Raw genomic sequence first — 26994 nt, 5'->3', positions numbered from 1 at the left:
GGATTCGGAAAGGAGGGAACGTATGCGCCCACTCATACTCGGGGTCTTCGCGGCCTTATTTTTTGCGAGCACGTTCGTGTTGAATGAAGTGATGCAAGTCGGGGGAGGCAGCTTCGCCTACAGTGCCTCACTTCGCTTTTTATGGATGATCCCGCTGTTGATGATTGTCGTCGCCTTACGGGGCGGGCTCAAGCGGGTCGTCACGGCGCTGACGGAAAATCCACGTCCGTGGTTCGTCTGGGGGACGGTCGGGTTTGGGTTGTTTTACGTTCCCATCTGTCTCGCGGCCGAGGTCGCGCCCCCATGGCTCATCGCGGGCACATGGCAAGTGACGATCGTCGCCGGTGCGCTCTTGTCACCACTCTTCAAGCGGCCGGACGGGTCACGCGAACAGATCCCGTGGCGTGGACTACGATTCTCGAGCCTGATTTTGATCGGGGTCGTCTTGATGCAAGTCGAGTTCTTCGAATCGTTTGAGCCTCGTTTCCTCTGGCTCGGCATCGTTCCGGTCGTCATCGCGGCTTTCGCGTATCCGCTCGGGAATCGGAAGATGATGCAACATACGGACCTCGACGTGTTCGAACGCATTCTTGGAATGTGCCTCGGCTCGCTCCCGGTCTGGTTCTTACTATTCGGGTACGGCTTGACGACGGGTCGCCCCTCATCGAGCCAGCTCGGGCAGACGTTTCTCGTCGCGTTGTTGTCAGGGATTGTCGCGACCGTCCTATTTTTCAAGGCGACGGACCTCGTCAAGCACGATATGGGAAAACTGGCGTCCGTCGAGGCGACGCAGGCGCTCGAGGTTTTGTTCGCCCTCATCGGCGAACTCCTCTTCCTCCATGCGGTCATGCCGTCCCCGATCGCCTTGGTGGGGATTACACTCGTCATGGTCGGAGTCGTCTTCCATAGCCGCAGCCAGTTCATCGAGCTTCCGACCGCATTGCAAAAAGAGGCATAAAAAATACCTCGCTCGAAGGAGCGAGGTATTGTCATGAACTTGTTGTCAAACTGCCTTTGACTTTGTCGTAGAAGTCATCCATCATACCAGTACGGCTACCGAGCTGGCAGATGAGTTCTAGCGTTTCTTTATAGAACTTTTTGACAAGTCCTTTGTTTTTGATCCCGTCCATCGACGCGAGCGTCTTGTCGAGGTTCTCTAAAATCTCTTTGATCTGTGCGTCCGAGTCCGGTTTGACGACCGTCATGTTCTCCGGGATGCTGACGACCTTCTCTTGACCTTGGTGGCGGAACGATGCGCCGAAGCCGAGGTTTTCGATGAAGAGGTGCGGCATGACCTTTTGACCGAAGAAGTGCTTGTGCCAGTCTGTCGCTTTCATCGTGTCCATATCTTGTTTGAACGTAGAAGCCGTCGAGACGTATTGTTTAAACAAATCCGTCATGAATTTCTCGATGACCGGGATTTGAAGGGCGAAGACGTTTTTTAGAAGCGCGTCGAGCTGAGCGCGCGTCAAAGTAGTTTCGTTAGACATGTCAGTTCCTCTTTTCTCTAGTACGTTATTACCATCGTATGGGATTGGCGGACGGTCGTCAATGTAAGGGGAAACATTTTTTCAGAATATTTGATGAAAAGTCATCAACTTGTGGGATAATCAAGTGAAGACATCAACAACTAGGGAGTGGTTCTTGTGAACAAATCGATGAAATGGGCGCTCGCGCTCGGTGTGACAGGTGCATTGGTGGCAACGGTCGGTGTCGTCTCGTCCCGGGGACGGACAGAGGATACGACACAGACGATCCGTGACCGAGAGCTTGGGTACGAGATCATCTTGCCGTCAAAAATCGTTGCGGCGATCGAGCGCGGTGACGTCTATATCGAGAAGGCACAGGACGTCGTCGACATCGGGAACACGAAGAGCTATAGCACGTTCGATTTGTACTATAACGTCGAGGACGGGGACGACCAACTCTTGTTCCACTTGGACTTGATCGACCGGGAGTTGACGGAAGAAGCGTTTGCGACAGAGGTCGGATACGGCAACTACCTCGGCACGAACGACAAGACGTTCTTCTGGGTGGAACCGACAGAAGCGGTCCCGGGTGCCGAGGCGCATACGGATGAGATTGCTGAATTGATCGAGACGCTCCCTGAGTTGGAGTTCCGGACGTTATAATCTCGTAAGTGGGCTCGCTACGGCGGGCTTTTTCCTTTGTGCTACAATACAAATGAGGTGATGTACATGAATTGGACAGTAGAAGAAGTCAAACAAGCAGATGATGTGAAAATGTTAGAACAGGCGGTCAATGAGAACGACAAGATCGACGTCAAAGTCGGTCATGAGTCGGTCGGACAGAACGACTATGCGGTATATGACGGGGAAACGCTCGTCGGGTATCTCATGCTCTTCCCGTATCTCCCGAACGAGTATGAGGTGAACGCGCTCGTCCATCCGGAATACCGGAAGCAAGGTGTCTTCACGGCACTGCTCGAGACGGCGAAACAGGATGCGAAACTGAACGGCTGTGAGGCGTTCACGTTCGTCATCGACCGGAACTCGGCATCTGGGAAGGCAGTACTCGAGCACCTTCAGGCGGCGTACCAGTTCTCGGAATACAATCTCGTTTTGAAGAAGGCGGAGCTGTTCTTAAAACCGGACGAGGTATCGCTCCGTGAGGCGACGGCAGACGACCGTCCGCTCATCATCGCGACGCTCAGCGAGGCGTTCGGTGACCCGGTCGATGTGACGGAAAACATCTATCAGCAAATCGATACACCGGACCGCGTGACGTATATCGGCGAAGTCGACGGTAAGCCGGTCGGCGTCATCCGTGCCCTTCTCGTCGGTGACGATGCGGCAAGCATCCACGCGTTTGGTGTCAAAGCAGGAGAACAAGGCAAAGGCTACGGCACAAAGATGTTGAAGCAGATGGTGCAACAACTGTTCCGCATGGGCCGGACGAAAGTCGAGCTCGATGTCGAGACAGAAAACAAGGCGGCGCTCGAAATCTATAAGCGCGCCGGCTTTGCAGAGAACGGTGGCTACGAGTTCTACATGATCGAATTATGAGGTGAACCATATGGTGAAAAATCTGAAATGGCTCGGCGCGGCGTTTGAAGCATTTCTCGGGATCCCGATTCTCGGTGGTCTCTTTATCATCGGGATGGGCTATTCGCCCCTCGGATTCATGTTCGTCTACCACGTCATCGTGTTGATTCTCTCGTTCAGCCGACTGAACCGATTCTCGTACGGCGCGGCTGTCGGGATCACGGCATCCATCCTCGGGTTCATCCCGATCGTCGGGATGATGCTCCACTGGGCAGCAGCGATCACGCTCGCGATTGACGCGGCGACGACACCACGACGGGTGACGCGCGTCGAACGTGACGATGAAGCATTTTAACGTACTCCTTTCTGGGGTGCGTTTTTTCATTGACCAAACGTTCAACTGAAAACGCTATACATTCATTGGAAATCGGACGATATAAGGAGTGATGAACACAATGAGGAGGAACAACACAGTGAAAGTATTTAAAAACTTTACGACACAACTGCTCGCGTGGATTTTGGTCACGTCCTTTATCACGGGCGGAGCGGTCGGCTACATCACGCTATTGCTTTTGACAGAACTCGAGATGGAACAAGGTCAGGTCATGCTCGTAGGTACGGTCGTGGCGTTACTTATCTCGTCACTCGGCGGCATCGTCATCTACTTGATCGCCCGTCGTCCACTAAAAGCCGTCGAGATGGCTTCTGAAAAAGCCGTTGAAGTCGGGAACGGTGATTTGACGGTTCACTTCGCGGACGAGAAGACATCAGACCGTTCGGAGATGGGACGTTTGCTCTTGTCGATGGACAACATGGTCGAACACCTTCGGGAGCAAGGGACGAACATGCGTTATACGGCGGACCAGTTGACGGGTTCGGCACAGGAAATTGCAGCTTCAGTACAAGAAGGAAATGTCGCGGGCGAAAGTATTCGCGTCGCGATGGATTCCCTCAACAAGATGTTAGAAGACAACGTCAGTGCGACATATAACTCGATGGACTTGCTCGGAGCGGTTGCGCGGACGATGGAGAGTATCCGTCAAGAGATGTCATCGGCGCTTGATTCGGCGAGCGAGATGCAACAAGAAGCGGAGAGCGGGAAAGGCCTTGCGTCGTCTTCGGTCAATGCGATGCATGCGATTGCTGGGAAAGTCGAACAGTCATCGACGCTCAACAGCCAGTTGACAGAAATGACGGGCGAAATCTCACGCATCACGGATGTCATCAGTGACATCTCGGCACAGACGAACTTGCTTGCCTTGAACGCGTCGATTGAAGCGGCACGTGCCGGGGAGCATGGTCGTGGATTTGCCGTCGTAGCGGCGGAAGTGAAGAAGCTCGCGGAACAAACAGCGAACTCAACGCAAGAAATCACGGATCTCATCGTCGACGTGAAGCGTCTCGTTGGCGACACGTCATCGTCGATGGCGAACGTGAAAGCAGAAGTGGAGACAGGCGTCGGCTTGGTTGAAAAAGCAGGTGGTGCGTTCGCATCGATTCATAACTCGGCAAATGAAGTATATAGCCATGTGCATTCGGTCGATTCACTCCTCGATGAGTCACGCGGTCAGATCGATTCGGTCGTGACGAACTCTGCAGGAATTGTCGGCATGGTCGAAGAAGCATCGCGTTATGCGAATGAAGTGACGTCAGCGGCGAGCCAACAAGCAGCAAGCCTTGGTGAAGTGAACGGGGCGATGACAGAGCTCGTTCGTGTCGCGGAGAGTTTGCAGAATGAGACGGAACAAATGAAGGTGGAAGTGTAAGTTAAAATAGCTCACTCGAGTTGGTCATCAACAGCCGACGAGAGTGGGCTATTTTTATACAGTTTGAAGATTTCTATTCAAAACGCGTAACTTTTTTCGAAAAAGACTAAACACATATGGGATGACTCCGATATAGAGTATGGAAACGATAAAACGTTCCAAAAAATACAAGGTGAGGGGCCGGCCTAAACCTTGTATGCTCGGACAAATGGATTTGGAAGAGCGGAAAAACTCAAACCTATGGAGGGAAATTAAAATGATTATTAACCACAACCTTAACTCAATGAACGCACACCGCAACATGTCGTTCAACACAACGCAAACTGGTAAAGCAATGGAGAAATTGTCTTCAGGTCTTCGCATCAACCGTGCAGGTGACGATGCAGCTGGTCTTGCAATCTCTGAAAAAATGCGCGGACAGATTCGTGGTCTTGATCAAGCATCACGTAACTCACAAGACGGTATCTCATTGATTCAAACTGCTGAAGGTGCGTTGAATGAAACACACTCAATTCTTCAACGTATGCGTGAACTCGCTGTTCAATCTTCAAACGATACAAATACTGCAACAGACCGTAAAGAAATCCAAAAAGAAGTAAATCAATTGACTTCAGAAATCGATAGAATTGCAAATACAACTGAGTTTAACACTCAAAAATTGTTAGATGGATCAAAAGTGGGACTTAAAGATAAAGTGGATGGTTCGGTCACGGTTCAAAATAATAGTAGTATTGCATCTGTTACTGCAACTGCTGCAGCCACTGATGACTTGACTTCATCAGGTACTATTACGATCACACGTACGAACTCTTCTGCAACGGCTGTTGCTGGTGATTTCACAATTGGTGATCCTAGTAACAGTGGTGTTGCACTAACATCTTCAGGAGCTGGAGTAATTGATGGATTGGATGCTTCATTTGGCTCTGCAATAACTTTGACAGATTTAGCTTCAATGAAAGTTGGAGAAAGCGTTACAATCAGTATTGGAAAAATGGAAGCTGCATCAAATGATGTGACTAAAGCTATTTCGACTCAGATTGGAGCTAACTCAGGTCAAAATATTCTTATCGGTATTGATAGCATGAAATCTGATGACTTAGGATTAAGTACTGGTGGAGTTGCTGTTGATATTACTTCTGCAACTAAAGCAACGGCTGCTATTACAACTATTAACACAGCACTTGAGAAAGTTTCGGGAGAACGTTCAAAATTAGGTTCTATTCAAAACCGACTTGAGCATACAATCAATAACTTGAACGTTGGAGCTGAAAACCTTCAAGCTGCTGAATCACGTATCCGCGACGTAGACATGGCTAAAGAGATGATGAACTTCACGAAGAACAACATCCTTAACCAAGCGGCACAAGCTATGATGGCGCAATCGAATCAGCAACCGCAAGCGGTTCTTCAATTGCTTCGTTAATCGGCTCTATAGCATACTTTTTTACACCCGCGTCCTCGAAAGAGACACGGGTGTTTTTAACTTACATACACAACTTGCTCCTCTTTTAATCGATTCTTCTTAATATCTTGCCACTTGTATACGACAGACCAATAGCTACGTCCTAGTGTATCTGCAATTTCTTGATCTGAAATTCCTTTTAATTTTGAAGTCACAATCAGTTCGATTTCTTCCTGTGAATAATCGTTTTTAGGTTTTGATGTAATGACAATCATATTTGGATTCGCTTCTTTTTCCAACTGCAAGCGATGTTCCCAATCTAGCTTCCATGCCATAGAAGGAATCTCCTCACTATAAGAAGCAGTAAAGTCTAAGAATTTTAGAGCATCTTCCGTCTTTTGAATACGGAGAATGAAATTGTGACCATCATTTCTTCGGCTTAGCACAAAATGATGTCCAAATGTTTTTTTGATGAATTTACTTAAGTAATTTAGTTCAGAAGGATGAAATGCTTGCAAATAGAGTGCGATGTGAGGAGTTAAAATCATTTGTTGCTTTTTTGAACGTGCCGAGCGCGTGACACACAGACTACCGTCATCTAAATAGAGGGCTAGTAAAAAAACAGGATCTGTACATTCTTCAAGTAAATGAAGGGGGATGCTTTTTTTACCTCCGATATAAAGTTCTGCTCGAAGCCAGGTAAACAATTCGTCAAAACATGAGTTGAGAGAAGCGCTCGTTCCGTTGTTGTTTTTAATGATACTTGAAAAGATACGTGGAGCGCTGTTTAATTTCCATTCACGATATTCAAGTTGCTTGATTGAAAAATGTTCTCCGTATCTTAAGTTAGCGTTTGGATATTTCTTTTTAGAAATTCCGATGTGTCCATCTCCTAGTAAAGTACCCATTAATAAACTCTTCTCAAAAGTCGTCAATTCTGCCCATTTCATCGCTTTCATCCTCTCTTGTGGGAATATATGTTCTTATATTAAATACCCATTTAAATAATCAACTTTCAATTCAAAAGAAACTAATTATGAATAATCATTGAACAAGTTTCCATTGAACTTCTTTACTGACTTGCCGATATTAAGATAGAGAAGAACAAATAAGGAGTAGAAACGTATGAATCCGACCATTTCAGAAGTCCGGCTTCACCTACCTTCTTCCGTCTTGCCGTATGAACAAACGAAAAACGTGTTCGTCGAAGCGAATCAAGCGAAACTCGCCGACGAAGGCATCGTCATTCTTCCGACGCCTCAACACGTCACCAAGTTAGAGGCGGCCGTCGAGAAGGCGAATCAAGTACTCGAACAACAACGTACAGGCTTAAAATTTATGAAACATGAAAAATTGAACGACTATTATATTCAAATCGTGGATACGAACAACGAAGTCATCCGCGAAATCCCGAGCAAGAAATCACTCGATTTCTTTGCGGCGTTCATGGAGTTCAACCAACTCTTTGATGAACGGGTATAAAGGAGGATTCTCATGACGACACCGATCCGATTTGGCGGACTCGCCAGTGGAATCGATACAGATACGATTATCAAGCAATTGATGCAGGCCGAGCGTGCGCCGGTCGATAAACTTGAACAAAAGAAACAAACGACGGAATGGAAACGCGATGCGTATCGCGAAATCAACCGCTCGCTCATGACATTACGGAACAGTGCGGTCGACTTGATGTTCAGCCGAAACTTCTATGCGAAGACGTCGAGTTCATCGGATGAGTCAAAAATCAGTGTAACCGCCGCGCCATCTAGTGGAAATAGTGCGGTTCGGATTGACTCGGTGACACAGTTGGCCAGCTCGGCGACAACCATTTTAGATGCTGTCGATCGGAATGGACAGAAGTTGACGAGTACAACAAAATTATCAGACATGAATGGATTTGTTGCCGGTCAGAAGCGCGTCATTCAAGAGACGGCTGGAACCGAGTTGACGATTCCAAAAGATTTGGACTTTTCGACAGTCGTCCTAAAAGATGCGGCAGGAAACGTTTTAGATTCTACGGACTTTGCGTATGACGCAGCGACTGGAAAAGTCACTGCCACCAACACAACAAACTACCCTGGTGGAGTCATTCCAAAAGATGTTTCTGCTTCCTTCGCCTCTGGGACTGGTTTTGAAATTCAGTACAAATCTAATACAACCGGGACATATCAAAAGATTGAATTAGGTGCGGACGCAACAGTACAAGATTTGATGAGTCAGTTAAACAGTAAAGAGACAGGACTCTCTGCTTTCTTTGAATCGTCTACAGGAAAAATCTCTTTGTCGACGAAAGAGACCGGAGCAACGTCTACTATTCAATTTGATACCAATTTCAAATCTGCCTTTAGTGTGGGAACGGTTGTACCGACTGGACAAAATGCGAAGTTTAAAGTGAATGGGATTGAAGTCGAACGTGCTTCGAACACGACAACGATTGACAACATGACGTTGACATTAAAATCATCCTTCCTTGAAACGGAAGGACCGGTCACCCTTTCGGCTGCGACAGACACTCAAAAAATCTTTGACAACATCAAAGGGTTCGTCGATAAATACAATGAGACAATCGATCTCATGAACAAAAAGACACGTGAAGAACGTTTCCGTTCGTTCGCACCGCTCACACAAGCACAGCGTGATGAGTTGTCTGAAGACGAGATTAAGAAATGGGAAGAAAAAGCGATGAGCGGGATGCTCCGTGGGGATACAATCCTACGCGGAACGATGGACACGCTTCGTAGCAAATGGTCGGGCGCAACATCGAGCACGAATGACCTAGACATGTCTCGCTTGTTCCAAATCGGTCTCTCAACCGGTTCTGACTTCACGAACGGTGGAAAGATTGAGCTAAATGAAGAAAAGTTAAAAGCCGCCATCGAGAAAGACCCGGAACAAGTATACAAGCTCTTCACAGATGAAGAGACAGGACTCCTCCCACAAATCCGTGATACGGCGAAAGATTCGCGTGAGACGATCACTCGTATCGCCGGTGCGGACGGTGCTGGGGCTCCAACGTATTCAATGGGGCGCGAAATGACGCAAATGGATACACGAATCCAACGACTTAACGATTTATTGATCGATAAAGAAAACGCCTACTACCGTCGCTTCGCGGCGATGGAAACGGCGATGAACCAGGCGAACTCACAAGCCGCTTCACTTCAACAGTTTTTAGGCGGAGGCATGTAAGAGGAGGAATTTAAATGGTAGCCAATCCATACGCAGCTTATCAAAACAATGCGGTCACGACCGCGAACCCACAGGAACTGACGCTTATGCTTTATGATGGGGCGCTCAAGTTCATGCGCCTCGCCAAGCTTGCGATCGACCAGGGCAACCCTGATTTAAAAAACATCAACATCCAAAAGACGCAAGCGATCTTCCAAGAGCTTCGTCTCACACTGAATAAAGACATCGCCATCTCGGCGAATTTGGACTCGCTCTATGAGTACATGTGGCGCCGTCTCGTCGATGCGAACGTCAAGAACGATACGACGATCCTTGATGAGGTGCTCGATTTCACGACGGAACTCCGCGACACGTGGAAGGAAGCGATGAAACTCGCGAAGCAGTCATGATGCCGATGGATGAAATCATCTTAAAGACGCAACGTCTAAAAGAGTTGCTGGCGCAAGTTCCGGAAGAGCCGACGTACGACACGTGGATGGAACAAATCCATGAGCTCTTGGACGACCGCGAACAACTACTCGTAGCACACGGTCCTGACTTGGAGAAAGCCGATCAGACGGTTTTACGGCAGCTCGTCGACGACAGCCAAAAGATTGCACGGCTCATTGAGGCCGAACACCAGCGTCTCGGGATGACGCTCGGGACGGCCCGACTGGAACGGAAGACGGTCAAGTCGTACGTCGATCCGTATGAAGACGTCGATTCTAACTTTTCTGGTCTATTCGACCAACAGACGTAAAAAGCTCGAGGGCATGATGCCTTCGAGCTTTTGTGTGTTAAGAGGTCTTGACTTGGCGACGCATCCGAATGATGAAATAAGAGATGGTAAACAAGATGAGACCACTTACCGTAAAGTTTAAGTAGAGGCGTACGGCATCTTGAAGTGACGTGACCGGTGTAGACCCACCGAACCAAAGGAGTGGCAGGATCGTCACGTGCATGACGCACCAGTGAATGAAAATCTGCATTTTGAACGACCATTTCGGGACTTCGTAAATGACACTCGTGAATCCGAGAAAGAAAGCGACTCCGGCGTAGACGAACATTGCATGTACGCCGTCCTTATTTCCTGACCATCCTTGATAGAGCGCGAGGATCACGAACGGCAGCGACCATAAGAGGCTCCGCACGAACCCTTTCTTCACTAATTGCATATGTACCATCCCTTCATTGAATCGTTATGCATATATACGGACATCACGTAGAAAGGTTTCAGAGAAAAAGCGAGGATGAAATGACGTCTGTTTTCCGCTATAATCGGGTAAACATCATTGTAGCCGTTGCTTCTTTTCTGGAAAGAGGAGGGAAACGAGATGCGTGAGAAAGAGTCCAAACCGGTATCGTCACGGAAGCGCCGTTATTTCGTCTATGGTCCAGAGGGAGCGTACGATGAGTATGTGGAACGGGATCCAAAACTTGAGGCGTACGTCGAGGACGATACGCCGTTTGAGGATCGTCCCGATCCGTATGAGGAAGAAGAGCTGAAATCAAGAGGATAAGTGTATGTGTCAAGGTCCAATTCTGAACCTTGACTTTTATTTTACCAAGAACTTTTTCTTACCACGGTACGAATTGCCAATTCGTTATATTCGTCTTAACCACATCACTTGGATTATGAAAAGGGAGAGATGAAGATGAACATGAAACGATTTGGCTTACTGGTGGCGGTGCCGCTCGTACTACTCGTCGGATGCGGGGAAGCAGATGAACTGAAGACGACGGCGACGGACACGGAAGAAGTGGCAGAGGCGGAAGCGAGTGCGCCGGATGAGACGACTGCTGAAGAGACGGATGTCCAAGAAAGCGAACTCGGAACCAACAAAATCTATATGAAGAACAAGGCACTCACGATCACGGAGACGATGGGACCGATTCAGTTCGCGATCGACAAAGTACAGACGTCACGCCTCACGGTCGCAGAAACATACAGTGATTCGTTCGACGGACAAGAAGAGGTGACGGTCGTCGCGATGAATATGTTGGTTGAAAATACAGTTGATGAGACGATGAGTTTTCATCCGAACCAGGCGACGCTCGTGACGAACACGGGGGAGCAGGTGTCTTCGGACTTATGGTTCTCAGATGACGTCGGTGGCGAATTCATGGGGAAAGTGAAAAAAGAGGGGAACGTTCTCTTCTTCGTGAAGGCGAAGCCAGAAGAACTAACGGACTTGAAAGTCGTCATCGACGGACCCTTTAACGAGAATTTTGACAAAGTGGCAGAAGATCGCTACGAGTATACGATCAACGTGACAAAATAAGATGAGGCGTGCCGAACGAGTGTCGGTGCGCTTTTTGTATGGTCATTGGAAAATAAGTAGGTGAATGATCATAAAATATATGATTTTTTCTAATTAGATGGGTACATATTCAATATAAGTCATTGTCCGACGAAATTTCGAATAGGAGGGAGCGTGTCATGAAGATTCGACATGGGTTATTCGTTTTGCCGCTCGTTTTTCTGATTGGATGCGGGGAGACGGAGGAGGCGACGAGTTCTGAAAGTACCGAGCAGACCCAACAGACATCGGATGAACAAACCACTTCTTCATCCGAAGGAAGTGAATCGAGTAAGGGTGAAGATACGTCAGAAGGGATTGGTGGATCCGAAGAGTTTGAAGTAGAGGAGGACGAGATTGGAGTTAGACAAATCTACATGAGAAATAGCGATTTAGGCATCGAAGAAAAAATCGGTCCCATCATTTTTCAAATCAATAAAGTGCAGACGATGCGGCTTCAAGTAGCTTCTGATTTCCGCTCCGTGTTCGACGATAAAAAGGAAGTGACTCTCGTTTCTTTTAGCGTGGTTGCAGAAAACACGAGTGATGAGACTGTCACCTTTTATCCGGATCAAGCACGTCTTGTCACGAACACAGGAGAACAGGTTGATGCTGCTTTCTTACTTTCCGATGACGTCGGTGGTGAATTTTTAGGAAAAGTGAGGAAAGAAGGTGGCGTACATTTTCAGGTTGAATCGATGCCAGCAGAGTTGACCGAGGTACGTTTTGTCGTGGAAGGTCCCTATAACGACCAATTCAATACAATCGCGGAAGATCGGTATGAATACACGATTGACGTTACGAAATGAAAATAGGCGTGCCGAATCCGAACGGCACGCCCTATTTGTCTAGTCTAAACCCGAACGAAAGTGGATAATGAAGATATCCCATCATTTAGGAGGTTTATGATGAAGCTTGTCTCTCTACTCAAATATGACCAACAGCTCCATTATGAATGGTCGAGTCGCATCATCGAAGAAACGGACGATTACGTGTTGTTGTATGCGGGGCCGGGACGAACGCTCCGGCATCATACGCGAGGCGCCTGTTATACATACGATTCCCATTCGCTGGAGTGCTTCATGCGGCATGAAGGCTTCACGTTACAACTTGATTTAGAACAAGACGGCACGATGCGCGGATATTCCAATATCGGCCTTCCGCCGACAATCACGGACGAGACGATTCACTTCGTCGATTTGGATGTAGACCTTGTCTCGAGACAGCCCGGTGAATGGCAACTCGTCGATGAAGAGGAGTTCGACATCAACCGGGTACGATACGGTTATCCAGCTTCACTCATTGAACAGGTATGGAAAACCGTCGATGACGTAAAGAGCCGAATCCGACAACAGCAATTTCCGTTTGACGGTTCGTTAGAGCGACGTCTCATCGAGCTCGCTCAGACGTCGTCTCACTTCCGCTGATGCGGCAATGGGATCGACAACACATCCCAGTCGCTACCGGCAAACAGCTTCGATAGGTAAACAATCTGACCGACGTGATAGCCGTAATGCGACACTTGTCGCTCAATCGCATCGATCACAGAGTGGGCTTCTCCGCGAATCATGACATTTTTCCCTAAGTCCTCTGGTTTCAGGTCTGCCAAGACGTCGTCCAAAAGCTGCCAGCAATCGTCCCACACTTGCATGAGTTCGTCCCGGGACAGTTGTTGGTCCTCGAACTCGGCGTCGCGATTACGGTCCGGCTTCTCACCGTCCGTCGTCAGGAAGTCGGTCCAGCGCGACTTCATGTTGTTCGCCATGTGCTGGATGATGAGGGCGAGGGAGAGCGTATCGGGCGCAAGCGTCTTGTGCAGGTCCTCGTCACTCACTTGGACGAGTGCGCGCTCGGCGAGTTGTTTTTGGCTTTTGAACGTGGCACGTACGGTATCGAGATATTGCGTTTCAAACATGAGAAATCCTCCTTTAGTATGTAAGCTATTTGTTTATACCCCATCATCGATCTTCTCAATGATAACTACGAAAAAAGCGTAGGATCCAATATCCCACGCTTTCGTTTACGCATGTTCCAACCGAAAATCTTCCCAATGCGTCCGGGCCTGATTCCGGATCCGCTCCGATACTTCCTTACTGCTGAGGAGAATCCCGTACCAGCGACGCGCGTCCTCATAATAGTCGAGCGCAGCGGAGAGGTCGGCGATTCGCAGCATGAGCTGGTCGTAAGGCAGTCCGGTCCGAATCGGGTCCGTGTACGCTTCTTGCACCTCATTGTATTTATCGAGCGTCCGCTGCATCCATTCCTTCTCAGACGCCGTATCCCCAATCAATCGATACATCCAGACAATCCGCATCCCGAGCATGGCGACGACGGACGGTTTTTGTCCGCTCAACTGGGCCGTCATGACGGCGAACTTATATAAGAGGATGACATGCTCGTTCGTGCGGTCGCCTTTTAAGACGTCCGGGTTCACTTGTTTGAAGTAGTGCGTCTCCAGTGCCTCCCGATTATGCTTTCGCACCTTGTCGAACGAGTCGTGGAAGACGAGGTGACAGTGACCACAGACGGTCGGCTCATACAAATACGGGTTCGGTCCGTCATACGTCGTATAGCCGTCCTTTTCGACCTCGAGCGGACGGATGTGACGCGATAAGACGCGCTGGGCCTTGCTCTCTTGTAAACAATACGGACATTTGACTTTCTTTAAAAACAAATGCTCTGCCATCTCGACACCTCACACATAGACGTTGACGAGCAATCCGCGAATCTCACCGACCTGGTCGAGGAGGGAGAGGCGTGAGGCTTCCCCTGAGATGACCTGGTCCGTCAGCGCGAGGAGCTTTTGGTCGACTTGTTCAACGACCTTGTAGATCTTCGCACGTCCCCGGCGGTTGAAACCGCGCTTGTCCTCGAGGCGGAGTGCCGCGTCAACGGCCTCTTTCATAAAGTCTTTGATCATTTTCTTATAATCGGCGAGCGCCTCGACCGTCTGGCTCTCGGCAAGAAGCTCTCCTTGTTCCTGGATTGCGGCGATTTGGCGATAGAACCGCTCATGTTCGCGGTCTTCACGCTTTTGACCGATGACGTTTTGGAAGGAGACGCCGGGTTCGACCTCGGGGCGTTTCGCCTTACTTGAGCCGAGGAGCGATTGCGTCTCCATGATGCGACGAATGTCCATATGGGCAACCGTCCTTTCTTTAGGTTAGTTCAATAATTGTAACACGCCTTGCGGCAACGCGTTCGACTGCGCAATCATCGCCATGCCGGACTGATTCAGGATGTTTAGGCGGGCGAAGTCCATCATTTCACGCGCCATGTCGGCATCACGGATCCGTGACTCGGACGCCGTCAAGTTCTCAGAACCGATGGCGACGACGCTGACGTTCGCCTCAAGCCGGTTTTGGATTGCCCCGAGCTTCGAACGCTCGAGTGAAACGCGGTTGATTGCCGCATCGAACTTCGCGATCGCTTCTCCCGCTTTATCCGGTGTCAATACGCTGAGGGAGTAATATGTTTCAGATGCTGTCGCCTGGTCATTGTCATGGTCGACGGGAGATAACGCTCCGCCTCCCGCTGTCGTCTTCGTAATGCCGAGCGCGTGCGCCCGCATGTCTTCGACGTTCAAGACGACGGCCTCGTTATTGCCGGCCCCGATTTGGAAGAAGAGGGTGTTCGCGCCCTGCATGTATTCGCCGTTCATGATTTTCTTCGAGTTGAACTCGGTCGTCTCGGCGATTCGTGTCACTTCTTCCGTCAACGCGTTAATCTCTTCCTGTACGGCTTTCGCATCATCCTCGCTGAGCGTTCCGTTCGCCGCTTGTACCGACAGTTCACGCATGCGTTGGAGTAGGGAATGCGTCTCGTTCATCCCACCTTCGAGCGTCTGGGTGAGCGAGATGCCGTCGAGCGTGTTGCGCTCGGCCATCGACAGCGAGTCGAGTCGCATCCGCATCTTCTCGGAAATGGCGAGCCCTGCCGCGTCATCCGACGCCTTGTTGATCCGGACCCCACTCGAGAGACGGTCCATCGTCTTTTTCATCGACGCCTGGTTCAACGAGAGTGACGTATAGGCTTTTAACGCTTGGACGTTATTGGTAATTTTCATAGCGGTTTCCTCCAGTCGGGACAGGTTGGGTCTTGGCACGTTCCATCGCTTCGCTCCACGTCTTATCGAGGTCGCTTGCAAGCGTATGTAGTTCCGCAATCTTTTGTTGATCCTGGTCGATGATTGCCTCGACGCTGGCGTTCGCCATATAGAGATAGATTTCATCGAGTTGCGCCGCGATGATGCCGCCGCCGTCATGAAGTCCTTGATGGAGCTTGACCAACAGCTCGCGAGCTTGGCGCAGGTGACGATTCCGTTCGGCGATCGTCGAGCCTTGGGCGCGTTCATAGTGATACGTGAGCGCATGTAACATCGCCTGTGTCAGTTCTTCAGGCCTCATTTCATATAACTGGGTTGGGTTCATCTTGGTTCTCCTTTAATGGAATCGAGTTCTTCTATTAACAACAACACTTCTGCCATCACGTCATAGAGCTGCGGGGGGATGGCGTCCCCTAAGTCGAGGTCGAGCAGGTGTCCGAGCAAGGAATGGTCGTTCTCGACCGCAACTCCTCGGGCTCGTGCCTCTTGTAGAATCTTTTCAGCGACGGCTCCCGTCCCGCGGGCGACGACAACGGGCGCTTTGTCCGTCGATTCATCATAGCGAACGACCGCGGCCGTCTTTCGTTTCGTCAAATCCATGCGTTGGTACATCGTGGCCTCCTAAATTCTGAAGTCATAGCCGGTCGTCGGTGCGATCTTAGGCTCATCGACGACACGTTCAGCTTTCGTGAGTGGTTTGAACTGGGTCGTCACACTCTTATAACCGATCGTCTCGAGCGTCTGTTCGATCTTGCCGAGGAGCGGGCGTGCGAGTCGTTCGACCGTCGCATCGTCATGTTCGAGCGTGAGGCGGAGGTTCCGGTCTTTCGCCTCGAGTTTGACGCCGATCTCGCCGAGGCGAGGCGTCTCCAAGCGGATATAGAGGACGCTGTTCTCCCAGTCGACGACGTCACCGGCCTCCCGGTTTTGGATATGGACGTGGATCCCGGTGTCGATCTCCTGCACTTTCGCCGGAAGGGCGAACAGGAGCTGGTGGAGCTGCCCGCCATCGAGGCGGTTGAGCGTCTGTTGGACCTGAAGGAACGAGGCGAGTCGCTGCGCCTCGGGGTTCGTCGTGTCACTTCGTACCGACAGCGCAGACGTCGGCGTGTTGTTCGCCTGTGCGAGTTGGGCCTGTGCTTGGACGCGTTGCGTCACTTCCTGGACGTGTCGGCCGGACAGTGTCGCGTCAAGTTTCAGTGGCGTGACGCTAGGCATCTCTCCGGCGCGTGTCGCACCGTGAGGGATATACTCGATCCGTGCCTGGTTCGGTGCGTAACGGAAGTCGTTTAACGTCGCTCGCACGTCTTTGACGAGCGCCGCGCTCTCTTGTGGTTTCGTCGAGAGTAACGACAAGGCGAGGTCGAGCTTCGCGGTCATGGCGACGAGTTGTTTCTCTTGCGTCACATCCGTATGCAGGAGCGCATCCGTCTTTTGGACGAGTTGCGTCAAGCGGGTCGAGACGGTCTCGAGCGCGGGGCGGGCCGCATGTGGGTTCGTCTCGATAAGTGCGGCGACTTGTCCGAGTTGTTTCGTCACCGTCGCCTGTTCATTCCGGAACGTGTTCGTCACGTTCGCGAGATGGCTCGTCACTTCCTTGACCATGACTTGGCGTCCGTTGACCGGTGGGAGCGGCAACGGTTCGGTGCGCTCCATCTTCGGTGGGGTAGGCAAGTCGCGAATCACTCGATCGATCGTCTCCGGTGTCGGCGTCACCCGTTCGCTCACGGGACGTGACAAGTTGACGAGTTCGACGTATCGCTCTTTTTGTGGATACGGGGCGTGTGACGCCGGCGGTGTGAGGAGTTGTCTCGCTTCATTTAAGGAGAGGACGGCGATCTCTCGTGCGACCTCTCGGGGAACGGTCGGCGTGTCGAGCGTCTTTAGATGAAGGATGACGTCGCGCATGTCTCCTTTAAAGGCTGTCTCGAGCAAGCGCACCGTGTCCTCGTTCATCGGCAAGCGCCCGGACTGGAGCAGTCGGCTGACCGCGCTTCGCACTTCGGGTGGAAGGGCGGCGAGGAGCGTCTGGATCTTCGCGTCGAGCTTTGACGATGCAGGTGGTGCGGGTTCAAGCGTCTCTTCCTTTTGTGGGACGACGGTCGCGAGCAAGAGGCCGTCCTGTTCGGCAAGCGTCACCTGGAACGGGTTCGTCTTCGGGAGTCCGTCTTTGAATGTGACCTCGACTTCTTCGCCGTTGATTTTGACGATTGCGGAGTCGGGCCCTGTCTGTTTGACGAGTTCGGCCTTATAGGTCCGATTCGTCTGGATGCCTGGTAAGACCGAACTGACGGCGGTCGCTTGGGCTTGAATTTGCATGTTTGTCACCTCGACCATAATATCGACCTCTTTTTCAAAAAATGAAGCGAAACAAACGAAAAAAACCTCCCGTCTTTTCGACGGAAGGCGTGTCATGATTCAAGCGCGGGGCTCGCGTTCAATTGTTGGAACCGGGCGACGAGTTCACCTGTCGCTTTCAGTTGGTTCCGAAGGACGTACGGTGTCGCGTTCGTCTGGATTTGGTGTCCATCTTTTGTGAGGACGAGGCCGTTTGGCTCCTCCTCGATGTTCAGTATGTCTCGAATATGGGACCAGGCATACCATTCACAATCGTCTCGCTTCGGAGACTTCGTCGGGAAGAAGACGAGTCCGGTTGTCGGTTCAATCACGACAGGGACTTTCCCTTTTACGCCGGCGACGCGTTTGGCGATGAAGATTCGTTCCTCGATCGAGCTGTTGTACTGGCGGCAAGAAAGTTGCAACAACTGGTACGGCCGGAGCGGGGTTGAAATCTCGGTGCCATCCTCGAGAATGATCCGTGATTGCTTCATGATATCAAAGCAAGGGAGAATCGCCACGGTTCGCTTTGTGATGCGATATTTTTCCTCAGAATAGTAGGAGCGCATACGCTGCACCATCCTCCTCGTATAAGATTTTCAGGATCGGCTAAATGACAAAACGGCACAAACCTAAATCATCCCTTCAATGATATATCACAAAAAATGTAAATTCAACAAGACAATATGAAAAGTAGGGAAATAGAATTCCAATGAAAGCCAAATGACGAAACGTTTACAAATATTTGAGAAAGTGTTTGTCACGCTTACAAGAAGGTGGTAAGATTAGCCGTAGAGGACAACCCTCTGTATTCTCCAATGGTGAAAGGAATGGATTTACACATGGTAGGTAAAGTAAAATGGTTTAACTCAGAAAAAGGTTTTGGATTCATCGAAGTAGAAGGCGGCAAAGACGTGTTCGTACACTTCTCAGCAATCCAATCTGAAGGCTACAAATCACTTGACGAAGGTCAAGACGTAGAGTTTGAAATCGTTGATGGCGAGCGTGGCCCACAAGCGGCTAACGTTGTAAAATTATAATTTCAAACCGTGAAGCCGGCTCCCTCGGGAGTCGGCTTTTTATTTTGCCTACATAATAAAAAAACGCGTTTAAAAATGGGTGGAATGGGTATTTTCTTTCTATACCTTTCGCTCGTTCTAGGGAGCGTTGAATTCGGAACAAAATTGTCATTATTTTCTGATGATAACGTTTTCAAACATAGCGATTTCGGGGTATAATATTAGTGAGCCACCTGGTTCCACTTTCTTTTTAGAAATGAAGCAGGAGATTCCGTCTCGTTCGACGAATCATTGGTTCAAGCGGTTATTTTAAGGAGGAGTTCAGATGATTTATAACATTCGCGGCGAAAACATTGAGGTCACACCAGCAATCAAAGACTATGTCGAGAAAAAGCTGGAGAAGTTGACTCGGTATTTCACAACTCCTACGGATGCACAGACGGCTTACGTCAACTTAAAAGTGTATAACGAGAAACAAAAAGTGGAAGTGACGATCCCGATGCCGAACTTGTTGCTCCGTGCCGAGGACATCAACCTCGACATGTACGCGGCAATCGACCTCGTCGTCGATAAATTGGAACGTCAAATCCGTAAACACAAAACGAAGCTCAACCGTAAAGGACGCGGGAAAGAAGGTGGCGTCGGCGAGTACTTCAAGTCCCTCGAAGGACCTGATGATGCACCGGCCGTCTACGATGAGGACGAGGCAGAACTCGAACTCGTACGGACGAAACGCTTCACATTGAAACCGATGGACACGGAAGAGGCGATTCTTCAAATGGACATGCTCGGTCACAGCTTCTTCGTCTTCTCTGACGCGGAAACGGGCAACACGAACGTCGTCTACCGTCGTAAAGATGGGAAGTATGGCTTGATCGAACCAGAATAATATACTTGACCTTACACGACCCTCCGGCTTCGGAGGGTCGTTTCGTTTTGCCTTTCCTTGAAAGGTGGCACCACTTCGGTTAAACTGTACATTAGGGAAAAAACATGCATTTTTTAGTGAGTGCAGAGGAGATATGAGTATGGCGAACTTTTTGAAAGAGTTATTTGCTCCACAGAAACGAGTATTGAAAAAAGCAGAGAAAGCGGCCGACTTGATCGAGTCGTTCGCCGAACCAATCAAAGCATTGTCAGACGAACAGCTTCAAGCGAAGACAGAAGAGTTTCGTGCACGCTTAGACAAAGGTGAGACGCTCGACGACATCTTGCCAGAAGCGTTCGCGGTCTGTCGCGAGGCATCTGAGCGTGTGCTCGGCATGCGTCACTATCGTGTCCAGCTCATCGGGGGCTACGTGCTCCATAACGGTGACATCGCCGAAATGAAAACCGGTGAAGGGAAAACGCTCGTCGCGACACTTCCGGTCTACTTGAACGCGCTCACGGGCCGTGGCGTACACGTCGTAACGGTCAACGAATACTTGGCGAAGCGAGATAAAGAACTCATGGAGCCGCTCTATTTCGCACTCGGTCTCTCGGTCGGCCTCAACGTGTCGAACATGGACCGTGTCGAGAAGCAGGCGGCCTACAACTGTGATATCACGTACTCGACGAACAATGAGCTCGGTTTCGACTACCTCCGTGACAACATGGTCCTTTATAAGGAAGACCGTGTTCAGCGTGAGCTCTACTATACGATCGTCGATGAAGTCGACTCGATTCTCGTCGATGAGGCGCGTACCCCGCTCATCATCTCGGGATCGGCTCAAAAATCGACTGAGCTCTACACACGTGCGGATGCATTCGTCCGTACGTTGAAAGAGGAAGACGATTACACGGTCGACATCAAGACGAAATCGGTCCTCTTGACGGACCAAGGGGTCGACCTCGCCGAGAAGTTCTTCGGCATCGACAACTTGTTCGCCATCGAGCACGTCGCGGTCAACCACCACGTCGGGCTCGCCCTTCGTGCGAACGCGGTCATGCACCATGACATCGACTATATGGTACGTGACGGACAAGTCATGATCATCGACCAGTTCACCGGTCGTGTCATGGACGGACGTCGCTACTCGGAGGGTCTTCACCAGGCGATCGAGGCGAAAGAAGGCGTCGAGATTCAACGCGAATCGATGACGCTCGCGACGATCACGTATCAGAACTACTTCCGTATGTACGAGAAGCTTGCCGGAATGACTGGTACGGCGAAGACGGAGGAAGAAGAGTTCCGTAACATCTACAACATGCAAGTCGTGACGATTCCGACGAACAAACCGATCCTTCGTGAGGACCGTTCGGATCTCATCTTCAAGTCGATGGAAGGGAAGTTCAAAGCCGTCGTCGAGGAGATCGCATCCGTCCACGCGACAGGTCAACCGATCCTCGTCGGTACAGTCGCAGTCGAAACGTCTGAATACTTGAGCAAGCTCTTGACGAAGAAGAAGATTCGTCACGACGTCTTGAACGCGAAGAACCACGCACGTGAGGCTGAAATCATCGAGAACGCCGGTCAAAAAGGTTCGGTCACGATCGCGACGAACATGGCCGGTCGTGGTACCGACATCAAGCTCGGCGAAGGTGTCGTCGACCTCGGTGGTCTCTATATCATCGGGACGGAGCGTCACGAGTCACGCCGGATCGATAACCAGCTCCGTGGTCGTTCAGGTCGTCAAGGGGACCCTGGTAAATCCCAGTTCTACTTGTCACTCGAAGATGAGCTCATGCGTCGTTTTGGAACGGAAAGCCTCCAGAATATGATGGAGCGTCTCGGGATGGACGACACGCAACCGATCGAGAGCCGTATGGTCTCGAAAGCGGTCGAATCGGCTCAAAAACGCGTCGAAGGAAACAACTACGATGCGCGTAAACAGCTTCTCGGTTACGATAACGTCATGGCCGACCAACGGAAGGTCATGTATAAAGACCGCTCGAGCATCCTCGAGAACGAGTCGGTCACAGACATCGTCCGTTCGATGATGGCACAGACGGTCGAACTCGGTGTCGGTCAATACACGCCGATCGAACTCGTGCCGGAAGAGTGGAATATCGACGAGCTCGCGCACTGGGCGAACCAGACGCTCGCGCTTGAGCGTACAGTCGAAGGCAAAGACTTCTTCGGCAAAGAACGCGAAGAGATCATCGAACTCCTCATGGAGCGCGTGAACGAGCAGTACGAGGCGAAACGTCAACTCGCACCGCCAGAGCGCTTCAACGAGTTCGAGAAGATCATCGTGCTCCGTGCCGTCGACTCGCACTGGATGTCTCACATCGACCACATGGATCAGTTGCGTCAAGGGATTCATCTCCGTGCATACGGACAGAATGACCCGCTCCGCGAGTATCAGGCGGAAGGGATCAACATGTTCGATGCGATGAACGCAGCCATCTCAGAAGAAGTGACAGGCTTCGTGCTCCGTGCCGAAGTCGGGGACAACCTCCGACGCGAGAAAGTCGTCGAAGAAGAAGTCGCCGTCTCAGGCAAGGAAGACGCACCGGTCAAGAAAAAACCGGTCCGTCGTTCGAAAGAAGACAGCATCGGCCGGAACGATCCGTGCTGGTGTGGCTCTGGTAAGAAGTTCAAGAACTGTCACGGTAGACAACAGGCTTAATTATTGAAGAGGCGGGTCCGCTCGCCTCTTTCCTACGGAAAGGTGAATCAACACTATGGAAATTTCAGATATTCGGAACGAACTTGAGGCAATGGCGAAGCGCCTCGAGAATTACAGAGCTTCGCTCAACTTAACGGAGAAAGAAGCACGCATCGCCGAACTCGAGAACGAGATGACATATCCTGACTTTTGGGACAACCAAGAGAAGGCACAGAAAGTCATCGATGAGTCGAACGGACTCAAAGCGATGGTCGACAAGTACCAAGACCTCGCGACACAGCATGAGGACGGCGAAGTGACGCTTGAACTCATCAAGGAAGAGCCGGATGCAGAGATGCAAGAAGAGCTCGCGGAGACGATTCAATCGCTCAAGAAAGAGTTCGACGACTTCGAGCTTGAGATCCTCTTGAACGGACCGTACGATGCGAATAACGCGATCTTGGAATTACACCCGGGTGCGGGCGGTACCGAGTCACAAGACTGGGCATCGATGCTCCTTCGGATGTATCAGCGTTTCGCAGACAAACAAGGCTGGAAAGTCGAGACGGTCGATTACCTTCCTGGTGAAGAAGCGGGCGTCAAATCGGTCACGCTCCGCATCGTCGGTCATAACGCATACGGCTACTTGAAGGCGGAGAAAGGGATTCACCGTTTGGTCCGCATCTCGCCGTTCGACTCGTCAGGCCGTCGTCACACGTCGTTCGTGTCATGTGACGTCATGCCAGAATTCGATGACGACATCGAAATCGAAGTGCGCACAGAAGACCTCCGCATCGACACGTACCGCGCGTCAGGTGCCGGCGGACAGCACATCAACACGACGGACTCTGCCGTTCGGATCACGCACGTGCCGACAGGCGTCGTCGTCTCATGTCAGACGGAACGTTCACAGATCAAGAACCGTGAGTCTGCGATGAAGATGTTGAAAGCGAAATTGTACCAACGCGAACTCGACGAGCAGCAACGTAAGCTCGACGAGATCCGTGGAGAGAAGACGGACATCGGTTGGGGTAGCCAAATCCGTTCATACGTCTTCCACCCGTATTCGATGGTCAAAGACCACCGTACAAACCATGAGGTCGGAAACACAAGTGGTGTCATGGATGGCGATGTCATGCCGTTCATCGATGCGTATCTTCGTAAAACAAATATGTGATGCATGTGGCTCAAAGACTCCCGTCTTTGGGCCACGTTGTCTGTAAAGGAGAATTTCTTTAATGAAGCAAATCGTCAAAGACTATCTGTATTTGTTGTCCGGCTCGGTGTTCGTCGCCTCGGCCTTCAGCTTATTCCTGTTGCCGAACAATCTCGCGTCGGGCGGGGTGAGCGGGATCTCGGTCATCACGTATGAACTGTTCGGCATCTCGCCAGGTGCGTTCCAGCTCGTGGCGAACGTGTTGCTGCTCATCATCGGGTGGGCCATCCTCGGTCTCGGCTTCGGGGTGAAGTCACTCGTCGGCTCGATCTTTTTACCAGGCGTCATCCTATTTTATGAGGCGATCGATGCGGGAGCTGCCGTGAACGACACGTTACTCGCCGCCATCTTTGGTGGAGTCGGAGTCGGCGTCGGGCTCGGACTCATCTTCCGGGGACGTGCCTCGACAGGAGGGATGGACTTGATCGCGCAGATCTTACATAAGTTCACGCACATCCCGCTCTATCTTTGTATCGCCATCCTTGACGGCATGGTCGTCTTGACGGCCGCCATCACGTTCTCGTTCTCGACCGGGCTCTATGCACTTATCGCGTTATTCATCACGGTCAAGATGATCGACTTCGTCCAGCTCGGGTTCACGCAGGACAAGATGGCATATATCATCTCGGAGAAACGGGACTTTATCGTCCGTGCCGTGTTTGAAGAGCTCGACCGTGGCGCGACGGAGATTCAGGCGATCGGGGCGTATTCTCGTCTCGACCGTCCGATGCTCATGATTGTCGTCCGTCAGAGCGAGGTGAGCCGACTGAAAGAGATCATTCGTCGAATCGACCCCGAGGCGTTCCTCGTCTTCAGCGAGGCGCACGAGGTGCTCGGACAAGGGTTTACGTCGGACAAACGTTATATCAACGTGCCATAAGTTGTGGAATCTTTGTGTACTTTTCGTGAGATTAGGTTAGAAAGCATACGTTAACGGCTATAATGGTAAATGTAGGTCATTTCTACAACTTAGGAGGGGAACGTGGTTATGAAAAAATGGATGATGGCCATCGGCCTCGGCGCCATGCTGACACTCGGCGCATGTGGCGGCGGTGAAGAAGAAGACACATCGAGCAACGGGGATTCGGGCTCGAACACGGCATCGGTTGACGCGGAAGCGGTATACGCACAAAACTGTGCGGCATGTCACGGTGCGAACCTTGAAGGAATGAGTGGTCCGTCACTCGAGCAAGTCGGTGCTCGTTTGTCGGCAGAAGACATTGAAAACGTCATCCGTAACGGTCAAGGCGCGATGCCTGCGAACGTCATCGAAGACGATGAAGAGATCACGGCAGTCGCCGCTTGGCTCGCTGAGAAAAAATAAGATAGGGAAGCACGGAGTGAACATTCACCTCGTGCTTTTTTGTTTGGGGTGTTATTCCTTGGGGAATTATTGTTAGGGTAATGGTAGATGTTATGGAAATGGAGTGATGACAATTGAAGACGAAGTTGATTGACTGGCCGACTTTTATCGGCTCGTTTGTACTACTGTTAGGGGTGACGTTACCGCTCATCTTCTTCCCGGAGACGGGAAAGGCATGGGTTGGAGCGGCGAACGAATACATGACCTCTAACTTTGGAGTATTGTACTTAGCCATGGGGTTAGGCGCGTTCGGATTTTTGATCTTTATTGCCTTTAGTAAGAATGGTCACATCAAGTTAGGTCGTGAAGATGAAGAACCCGAATTTAGTACGTTCTCGTGGGCGGCGATGTTGTTTGCTGCCGGAATCGGGTCTAGTATCCTTTATTGGTCGGTCATTGAATGGGTCTACTATTATGAAGGACCGCCGTTCGGGTTGACACCCGAGTCACCTGAAGCCATCCAGTGGTCGACGGCTTACGGCATGTTCCACTGGGGACCGATTGCCTGGGCAATCTATACGTTACCGGCATTGCCGATCGCCTATTTCTTTTATGTCCGTAAGAAATCAGTATTGAAAGTAAGTGAAGCGGTACGTCCGGTGATCGGGAAATGGGCGGACGGCCCAATCGGTAAATTGATTGATATCTTATTTATTTTTGGATTATTAGGTGGTGCCGGGACGACGCTCGCTCTCGGGACACCGATGATTGCCGAAGGGGTCAACGAACTGACAGGTATTCCGGTCACGCTTGGTATGCAGGCCGTCATCATGTTGATTTGTACCGTCATCTTCGCCGTCAGCTCATATATCGGGCTGAAAGGCGGGATCAAAGTGCTCAGTGACTTGAATATTTGGCTCGCGCTTGGGATTTTGACGTTCGTCTTCATCTTTGGACCGACGCGTTTCATTTTGGAGACAACATTCAACGGAGTCGGGATCGTCATGGACAACTTCTTCCGCATGGCGACATGGATGGAGCCGTTCGGTGACTTCGGTGGTTTCACGACGACCGGATTCCCTGAATCATGGACCGTCTTTTACTGGGCTTGGTGGCTCGTATATGCACCGTTCGTCGGATTGTTCGTCGCCCGTATCTCTCGCGGCCGGACGATTCGGAATATGATCTTTGGGACGATGGTGTACGGGACGCTCGGTTGTATCCTGTTCTTCGGGATACTCGGGAACTATGGTCTCTACCTCCACTTGAGCGGCACGTTCGATGTCGTCGGTTACATGGCGGCGAACGGTCCGGCTCCGACGATTATTGCCATCATCAGTCAATTGCCGTTCGGGAAGGTCGTTGTCGGCGTATTCACACTTCTCGCCATCATCTTCTTGGCGACGACGTTCGACTCATCGTCTTACATCTTGGCGTCAGTCACACAGAAGCATGTCGAGGACGAGCCAATCGTTTGGAACCGTCTCTTCTGGGCATTCGCACTCGCCATCATGCCGCTTACGCTCATGTTCCTCGGTGGACTTGATACGTTACAGACGGCAAGTATCGTCGGTGGGTTCCCGTTAATCTTTATCATGTTCCTCCTGGCGTGGTCGTTCGTCCGGGTGTCGAGTCGGGACATTCGTGCCTCCGATGATTATGAGTCTTCGACGATTCATATCAAATATCGGAAGCGGAAAAAATCTCCGTTTGATGCATTGAAAGAAAAACCACATGACTAACATTTGACGATATCGTGAAGGGTGTTCCTACGGGAGCACCCTTTTTGAAGTTCAGTTTCAACTTTTTCTTACATATAGAGAAGGCAAGGTTCTTGGCGACA

General features: G+C 50.7%; 32 protein-coding genes. 21 read left to right on the top strand and 11 right to left on the bottom strand.

The window, feature by feature from the left end; genetic code table 11:
- The first annotated feature begins 22 nt into the window (after positions 1–22).
- Positions 23–958: a DMT family transporter gene (locus KNO75_RS07200; RefSeq protein ID WP_214820658.1), complete on the top strand. Its 936-nt coding sequence runs from the start codon at positions 23–25 to the stop codon at positions 956–958.
- Between the two features lie 31 nt (positions 959–989).
- On the opposite strand, the gene KNO75_RS07195 is transcribed toward KNO75_RS07200, so the two are convergent.
- A complete protein-coding gene (locus tag KNO75_RS07195; protein WP_074033734.1) occupies positions 990–1490 on the bottom strand; it encodes a hypothetical protein in 501 nt (166 codons plus the stop codon).
- A 156-nt stretch (positions 1491–1646) separates the two neighbouring features.
- Between KNO75_RS07195 and KNO75_RS07190 the strand changes: the two genes are divergently transcribed.
- The 5 genes from KNO75_RS07190 to KNO75_RS07170 all read left to right on the top strand — a co-directional run bounded on the left by KNO75_RS07190 (position 1647) and on the right by KNO75_RS07170 (position 6194).
- On the top strand, positions 1647–2132 hold the full coding sequence (locus KNO75_RS07190) for a hypothetical protein (protein WP_214820656.1): 486 nt from the start codon (positions 1647–1649) through the stop codon (positions 2130–2132).
- A 66-nt stretch (positions 2133–2198) separates the two neighbouring features.
- Positions 2199–3026, top strand: coding sequence for a GNAT family N-acetyltransferase (locus KNO75_RS07185; RefSeq protein WP_214820654.1), 828 nt, complete (start codon positions 2199–2201; stop codon positions 3024–3026).
- A 10-nt stretch (positions 3027–3036) separates the two neighbouring features.
- Positions 3037–3360, top strand: coding sequence for a hypothetical protein (locus tag KNO75_RS07180; RefSeq protein ID WP_214760022.1), 324 nt, complete (start codon positions 3037–3039; stop codon positions 3358–3360).
- 118 nt (positions 3361–3478) lie between these two features.
- Positions 3479–4771, top strand: coding sequence for a methyl-accepting chemotaxis protein (locus tag KNO75_RS07175; protein WP_214760025.1), 1293 nt, complete (start codon positions 3479–3481; stop codon positions 4769–4771).
- A gap of 256 nt (positions 4772–5027) precedes the next feature.
- Positions 5028–6194 carry a flagellin N-terminal helical domain-containing protein gene (locus KNO75_RS07170; protein WP_214820652.1) on the top strand — a complete coding sequence of 389 codons (1167 nt, stop codon included), beginning with the start codon at positions 5028–5030 and terminating at the stop codon, positions 6192–6194.
- 56 nt (positions 6195–6250) lie between these two features.
- Here KNO75_RS07170 and KNO75_RS07165 read toward each other — a convergent pair whose 3' ends face one another.
- Positions 6251–7123: a DNA endonuclease gene (locus KNO75_RS07165; RefSeq protein ID WP_214820650.1), complete on the bottom strand. Its 873-nt coding sequence runs from the start codon at positions 7121–7123 to the stop codon at positions 6251–6253.
- A 175-nt stretch (positions 7124–7298) separates the two neighbouring features.
- Here KNO75_RS07165 and KNO75_RS07160 point away from each other — a divergent pair, with 175 nt between their 5' ends.
- The 4 genes from KNO75_RS07160 to KNO75_RS07145 are packed head-to-tail and all read left to right on the top strand — an operon-like array spanning position 7299 to position 10101.
- Positions 7299–7655: a flagellar protein FlaG gene (locus KNO75_RS07160; RefSeq protein ID WP_114165849.1), complete on the top strand. Its 357-nt coding sequence runs from the start codon at positions 7299–7301 to the stop codon at positions 7653–7655.
- A 12-nt stretch (positions 7656–7667) separates the two neighbouring features.
- Positions 7668–9362, top strand: coding sequence for a flagellar filament capping protein FliD (gene fliD / locus KNO75_RS07155; RefSeq protein WP_214820648.1), 1695 nt, complete (start codon positions 7668–7670; stop codon positions 9360–9362).
- A 14-nt stretch (positions 9363–9376) separates the two neighbouring features.
- A complete protein-coding gene (gene fliS, locus KNO75_RS07150; RefSeq protein WP_214758342.1) occupies positions 9377–9751 on the top strand; it encodes a flagellar export chaperone FliS in 375 nt (124 codons plus the stop codon).
- Entirely contained in the window at positions 9751–10101 is a 351-nt protein-coding gene (locus KNO75_RS07145; RefSeq protein ID WP_251126065.1) for a flagellar protein FliT, read from the top strand. The genes fliS and KNO75_RS07145 overlap by 1 nt, the downstream gene beginning before the upstream one ends.
- A 37-nt stretch (positions 10102–10138) precedes the next feature.
- Here the strand turns inward: KNO75_RS07145 and KNO75_RS07140 are convergent, their stop codons facing one another.
- A complete protein-coding gene (locus tag KNO75_RS07140; protein WP_214820646.1) occupies positions 10139–10516 on the bottom strand; it encodes a DUF3021 family protein in 378 nt (125 codons plus the stop codon).
- A gap of 159 nt (positions 10517–10675) precedes the next feature.
- On the opposite strand from KNO75_RS07140, the gene KNO75_RS07135 reads away from it, so the two are divergent.
- The 4 genes from KNO75_RS07135 (at position 10676) to KNO75_RS07120 (ending at position 13068) form a co-directional block, all read left to right on the top strand.
- Positions 10676–10861: a hypothetical protein gene (locus tag KNO75_RS07135; RefSeq protein WP_031422829.1), complete on the top strand. Its 186-nt coding sequence runs from the start codon at positions 10676–10678 to the stop codon at positions 10859–10861.
- 135 nt (positions 10862–10996) lie between these two features.
- Positions 10997–11623: a hypothetical protein gene (locus tag KNO75_RS07130; RefSeq protein WP_214820644.1), complete on the top strand. Its 627-nt coding sequence runs from the start codon at positions 10997–10999 to the stop codon at positions 11621–11623.
- A 158-nt stretch (positions 11624–11781) separates the two neighbouring features.
- The gene (locus KNO75_RS07125; RefSeq protein WP_214820642.1) at positions 11782–12450 is read left to right on the top strand and encodes a DUF4352 domain-containing protein; all 669 of its coding nucleotides are present in this window, start codon (positions 11782–11784) and stop codon (positions 12448–12450) included.
- 99 nt (positions 12451–12549) lie between these two features.
- On the top strand, positions 12550–13068 hold the full coding sequence (locus KNO75_RS07120; protein WP_214820640.1) for a DUF402 domain-containing protein: 519 nt from the start codon (positions 12550–12552) through the stop codon (positions 13066–13068).
- Here KNO75_RS07120 and KNO75_RS07115 read toward each other — a convergent pair.
- The 8 genes from KNO75_RS07115 to KNO75_RS07080 form a co-directional block, all read right to left on the bottom strand.
- Entirely contained in the window at positions 13056–13556 is a 501-nt protein-coding gene (locus KNO75_RS07115) for a DUF1572 family protein (protein WP_214820638.1), read from the bottom strand. The genes KNO75_RS07120 and KNO75_RS07115 overlap by 13 nt on opposite strands.
- A 105-nt stretch (positions 13557–13661) precedes the next feature.
- The gene (locus KNO75_RS07110) at positions 13662–14327 is read right to left on the bottom strand and encodes a DUF2225 domain-containing protein (RefSeq protein ID WP_214820636.1); all 666 of its coding nucleotides are present in this window, start codon (positions 14325–14327) and stop codon (positions 13662–13664) included.
- Between the two features lie 9 nt (positions 14328–14336).
- Positions 14337–14780, bottom strand: a complete 444-nt coding sequence (locus KNO75_RS07105) for a YaaR family protein (RefSeq protein ID WP_214820633.1) — start codon at positions 14778–14780, stop codon at positions 14337–14339.
- A gap of 24 nt (positions 14781–14804) precedes the next feature.
- The gene (locus KNO75_RS07100) at positions 14805–15707 is read right to left on the bottom strand and encodes a flagellin N-terminal helical domain-containing protein (RefSeq protein ID WP_214820631.1); all 903 of its coding nucleotides are present in this window, start codon (positions 15705–15707) and stop codon (positions 14805–14807) included.
- The gene (locus KNO75_RS07095) at positions 15691–16071 is read right to left on the bottom strand and encodes a flagellar export chaperone FliS (protein WP_214817284.1); all 381 of its coding nucleotides are present in this window, start codon (positions 16069–16071) and stop codon (positions 15691–15693) included. The genes KNO75_RS07100 and KNO75_RS07095 overlap by 17 nt, the downstream gene beginning before the upstream one ends.
- Entirely contained in the window at positions 16068–16358 is a 291-nt protein-coding gene (locus tag KNO75_RS07090; protein ID WP_074033686.1) for an EscU/YscU/HrcU family type III secretion system export apparatus switch protein, read from the bottom strand. Before KNO75_RS07090 ends, KNO75_RS07095 begins: the two co-directional genes overlap by 4 nt.
- Positions 16359–16367: 9 nt before the next feature.
- Positions 16368–18083, bottom strand: coding sequence for a hypothetical protein (locus tag KNO75_RS07085; RefSeq protein ID WP_214820629.1), 1716 nt, complete (start codon positions 18081–18083; stop codon positions 16368–16370).
- 74 nt (positions 18084–18157) lie between these two features.
- On the bottom strand, positions 18158–18652 hold the full coding sequence (locus KNO75_RS07080; protein ID WP_214745974.1) for a competence protein ComK: 495 nt from the start codon (positions 18650–18652) through the stop codon (positions 18158–18160).
- 273 nt (positions 18653–18925) lie between these two features.
- Here KNO75_RS07080 and cspD point away from each other — a divergent pair, with 273 nt between their 5' ends.
- From cspD to KNO75_RS07045, 7 genes are all read left to right on the top strand, one after another.
- On the top strand, positions 18926–19123 hold the full coding sequence (gene cspD / locus KNO75_RS07075; protein ID WP_012726946.1) for a cold-shock protein CspD: 198 nt from the start codon (positions 18926–18928) through the stop codon (positions 19121–19123).
- 304 nt (positions 19124–19427) lie between these two features.
- On the top strand, positions 19428–19991 hold the full coding sequence (gene hpf / locus KNO75_RS07070) for a ribosome hibernation-promoting factor, HPF/YfiA family (RefSeq protein ID WP_214687196.1): 564 nt from the start codon (positions 19428–19430) through the stop codon (positions 19989–19991).
- Between the two features lie 139 nt (positions 19992–20130).
- The gene (secA, locus tag KNO75_RS07065; RefSeq protein WP_214820627.1) at positions 20131–22653 is read left to right on the top strand and encodes a preprotein translocase subunit SecA; all 2523 of its coding nucleotides are present in this window, start codon (positions 20131–20133) and stop codon (positions 22651–22653) included.
- A gap of 55 nt (positions 22654–22708) precedes the next feature.
- Positions 22709–23809 carry a peptide chain release factor 2 gene (prfB, locus tag KNO75_RS07060; RefSeq protein WP_214693596.1) on the top strand — a complete coding sequence of 367 codons (1101 nt, stop codon included), beginning with the start codon at positions 22709–22711 and terminating at the stop codon, positions 23807–23809.
- A 61-nt stretch (positions 23810–23870) separates the two neighbouring features.
- Positions 23871–24728 carry a YitT family protein gene (locus KNO75_RS07055; protein ID WP_214795405.1) on the top strand — a complete coding sequence of 286 codons (858 nt, stop codon included), beginning with the start codon at positions 23871–23873 and terminating at the stop codon, positions 24726–24728.
- A gap of 108 nt (positions 24729–24836) precedes the next feature.
- Positions 24837–25172 (top strand): cytochrome c551, encoded by a 336-nt coding sequence (cccB, locus tag KNO75_RS07050; RefSeq protein ID WP_214820625.1) that lies wholly within the window; start codon positions 24837–24839, stop codon positions 25170–25172.
- A gap of 113 nt (positions 25173–25285) precedes the next feature.
- Positions 25286–26893, top strand: coding sequence for a BCCT family transporter (locus KNO75_RS07045; RefSeq protein ID WP_214795407.1), 1608 nt, complete (start codon positions 25286–25288; stop codon positions 26891–26893).
- Positions 26894–26994: the final 101 nt, after the last annotated feature.

The sequence above is a fragment of the Exiguobacterium sp. s35 genome (assembly GCF_018617535.1).
Lineage (GTDB): Bacteria > Bacillota > Bacilli > Exiguobacteriales > Exiguobacteriaceae > Exiguobacterium > Exiguobacterium aestuarii.
Note: the sequence above shows the minus strand (reverse complement) of the source record. Positions and strands in the feature narration are given on the sequence as shown.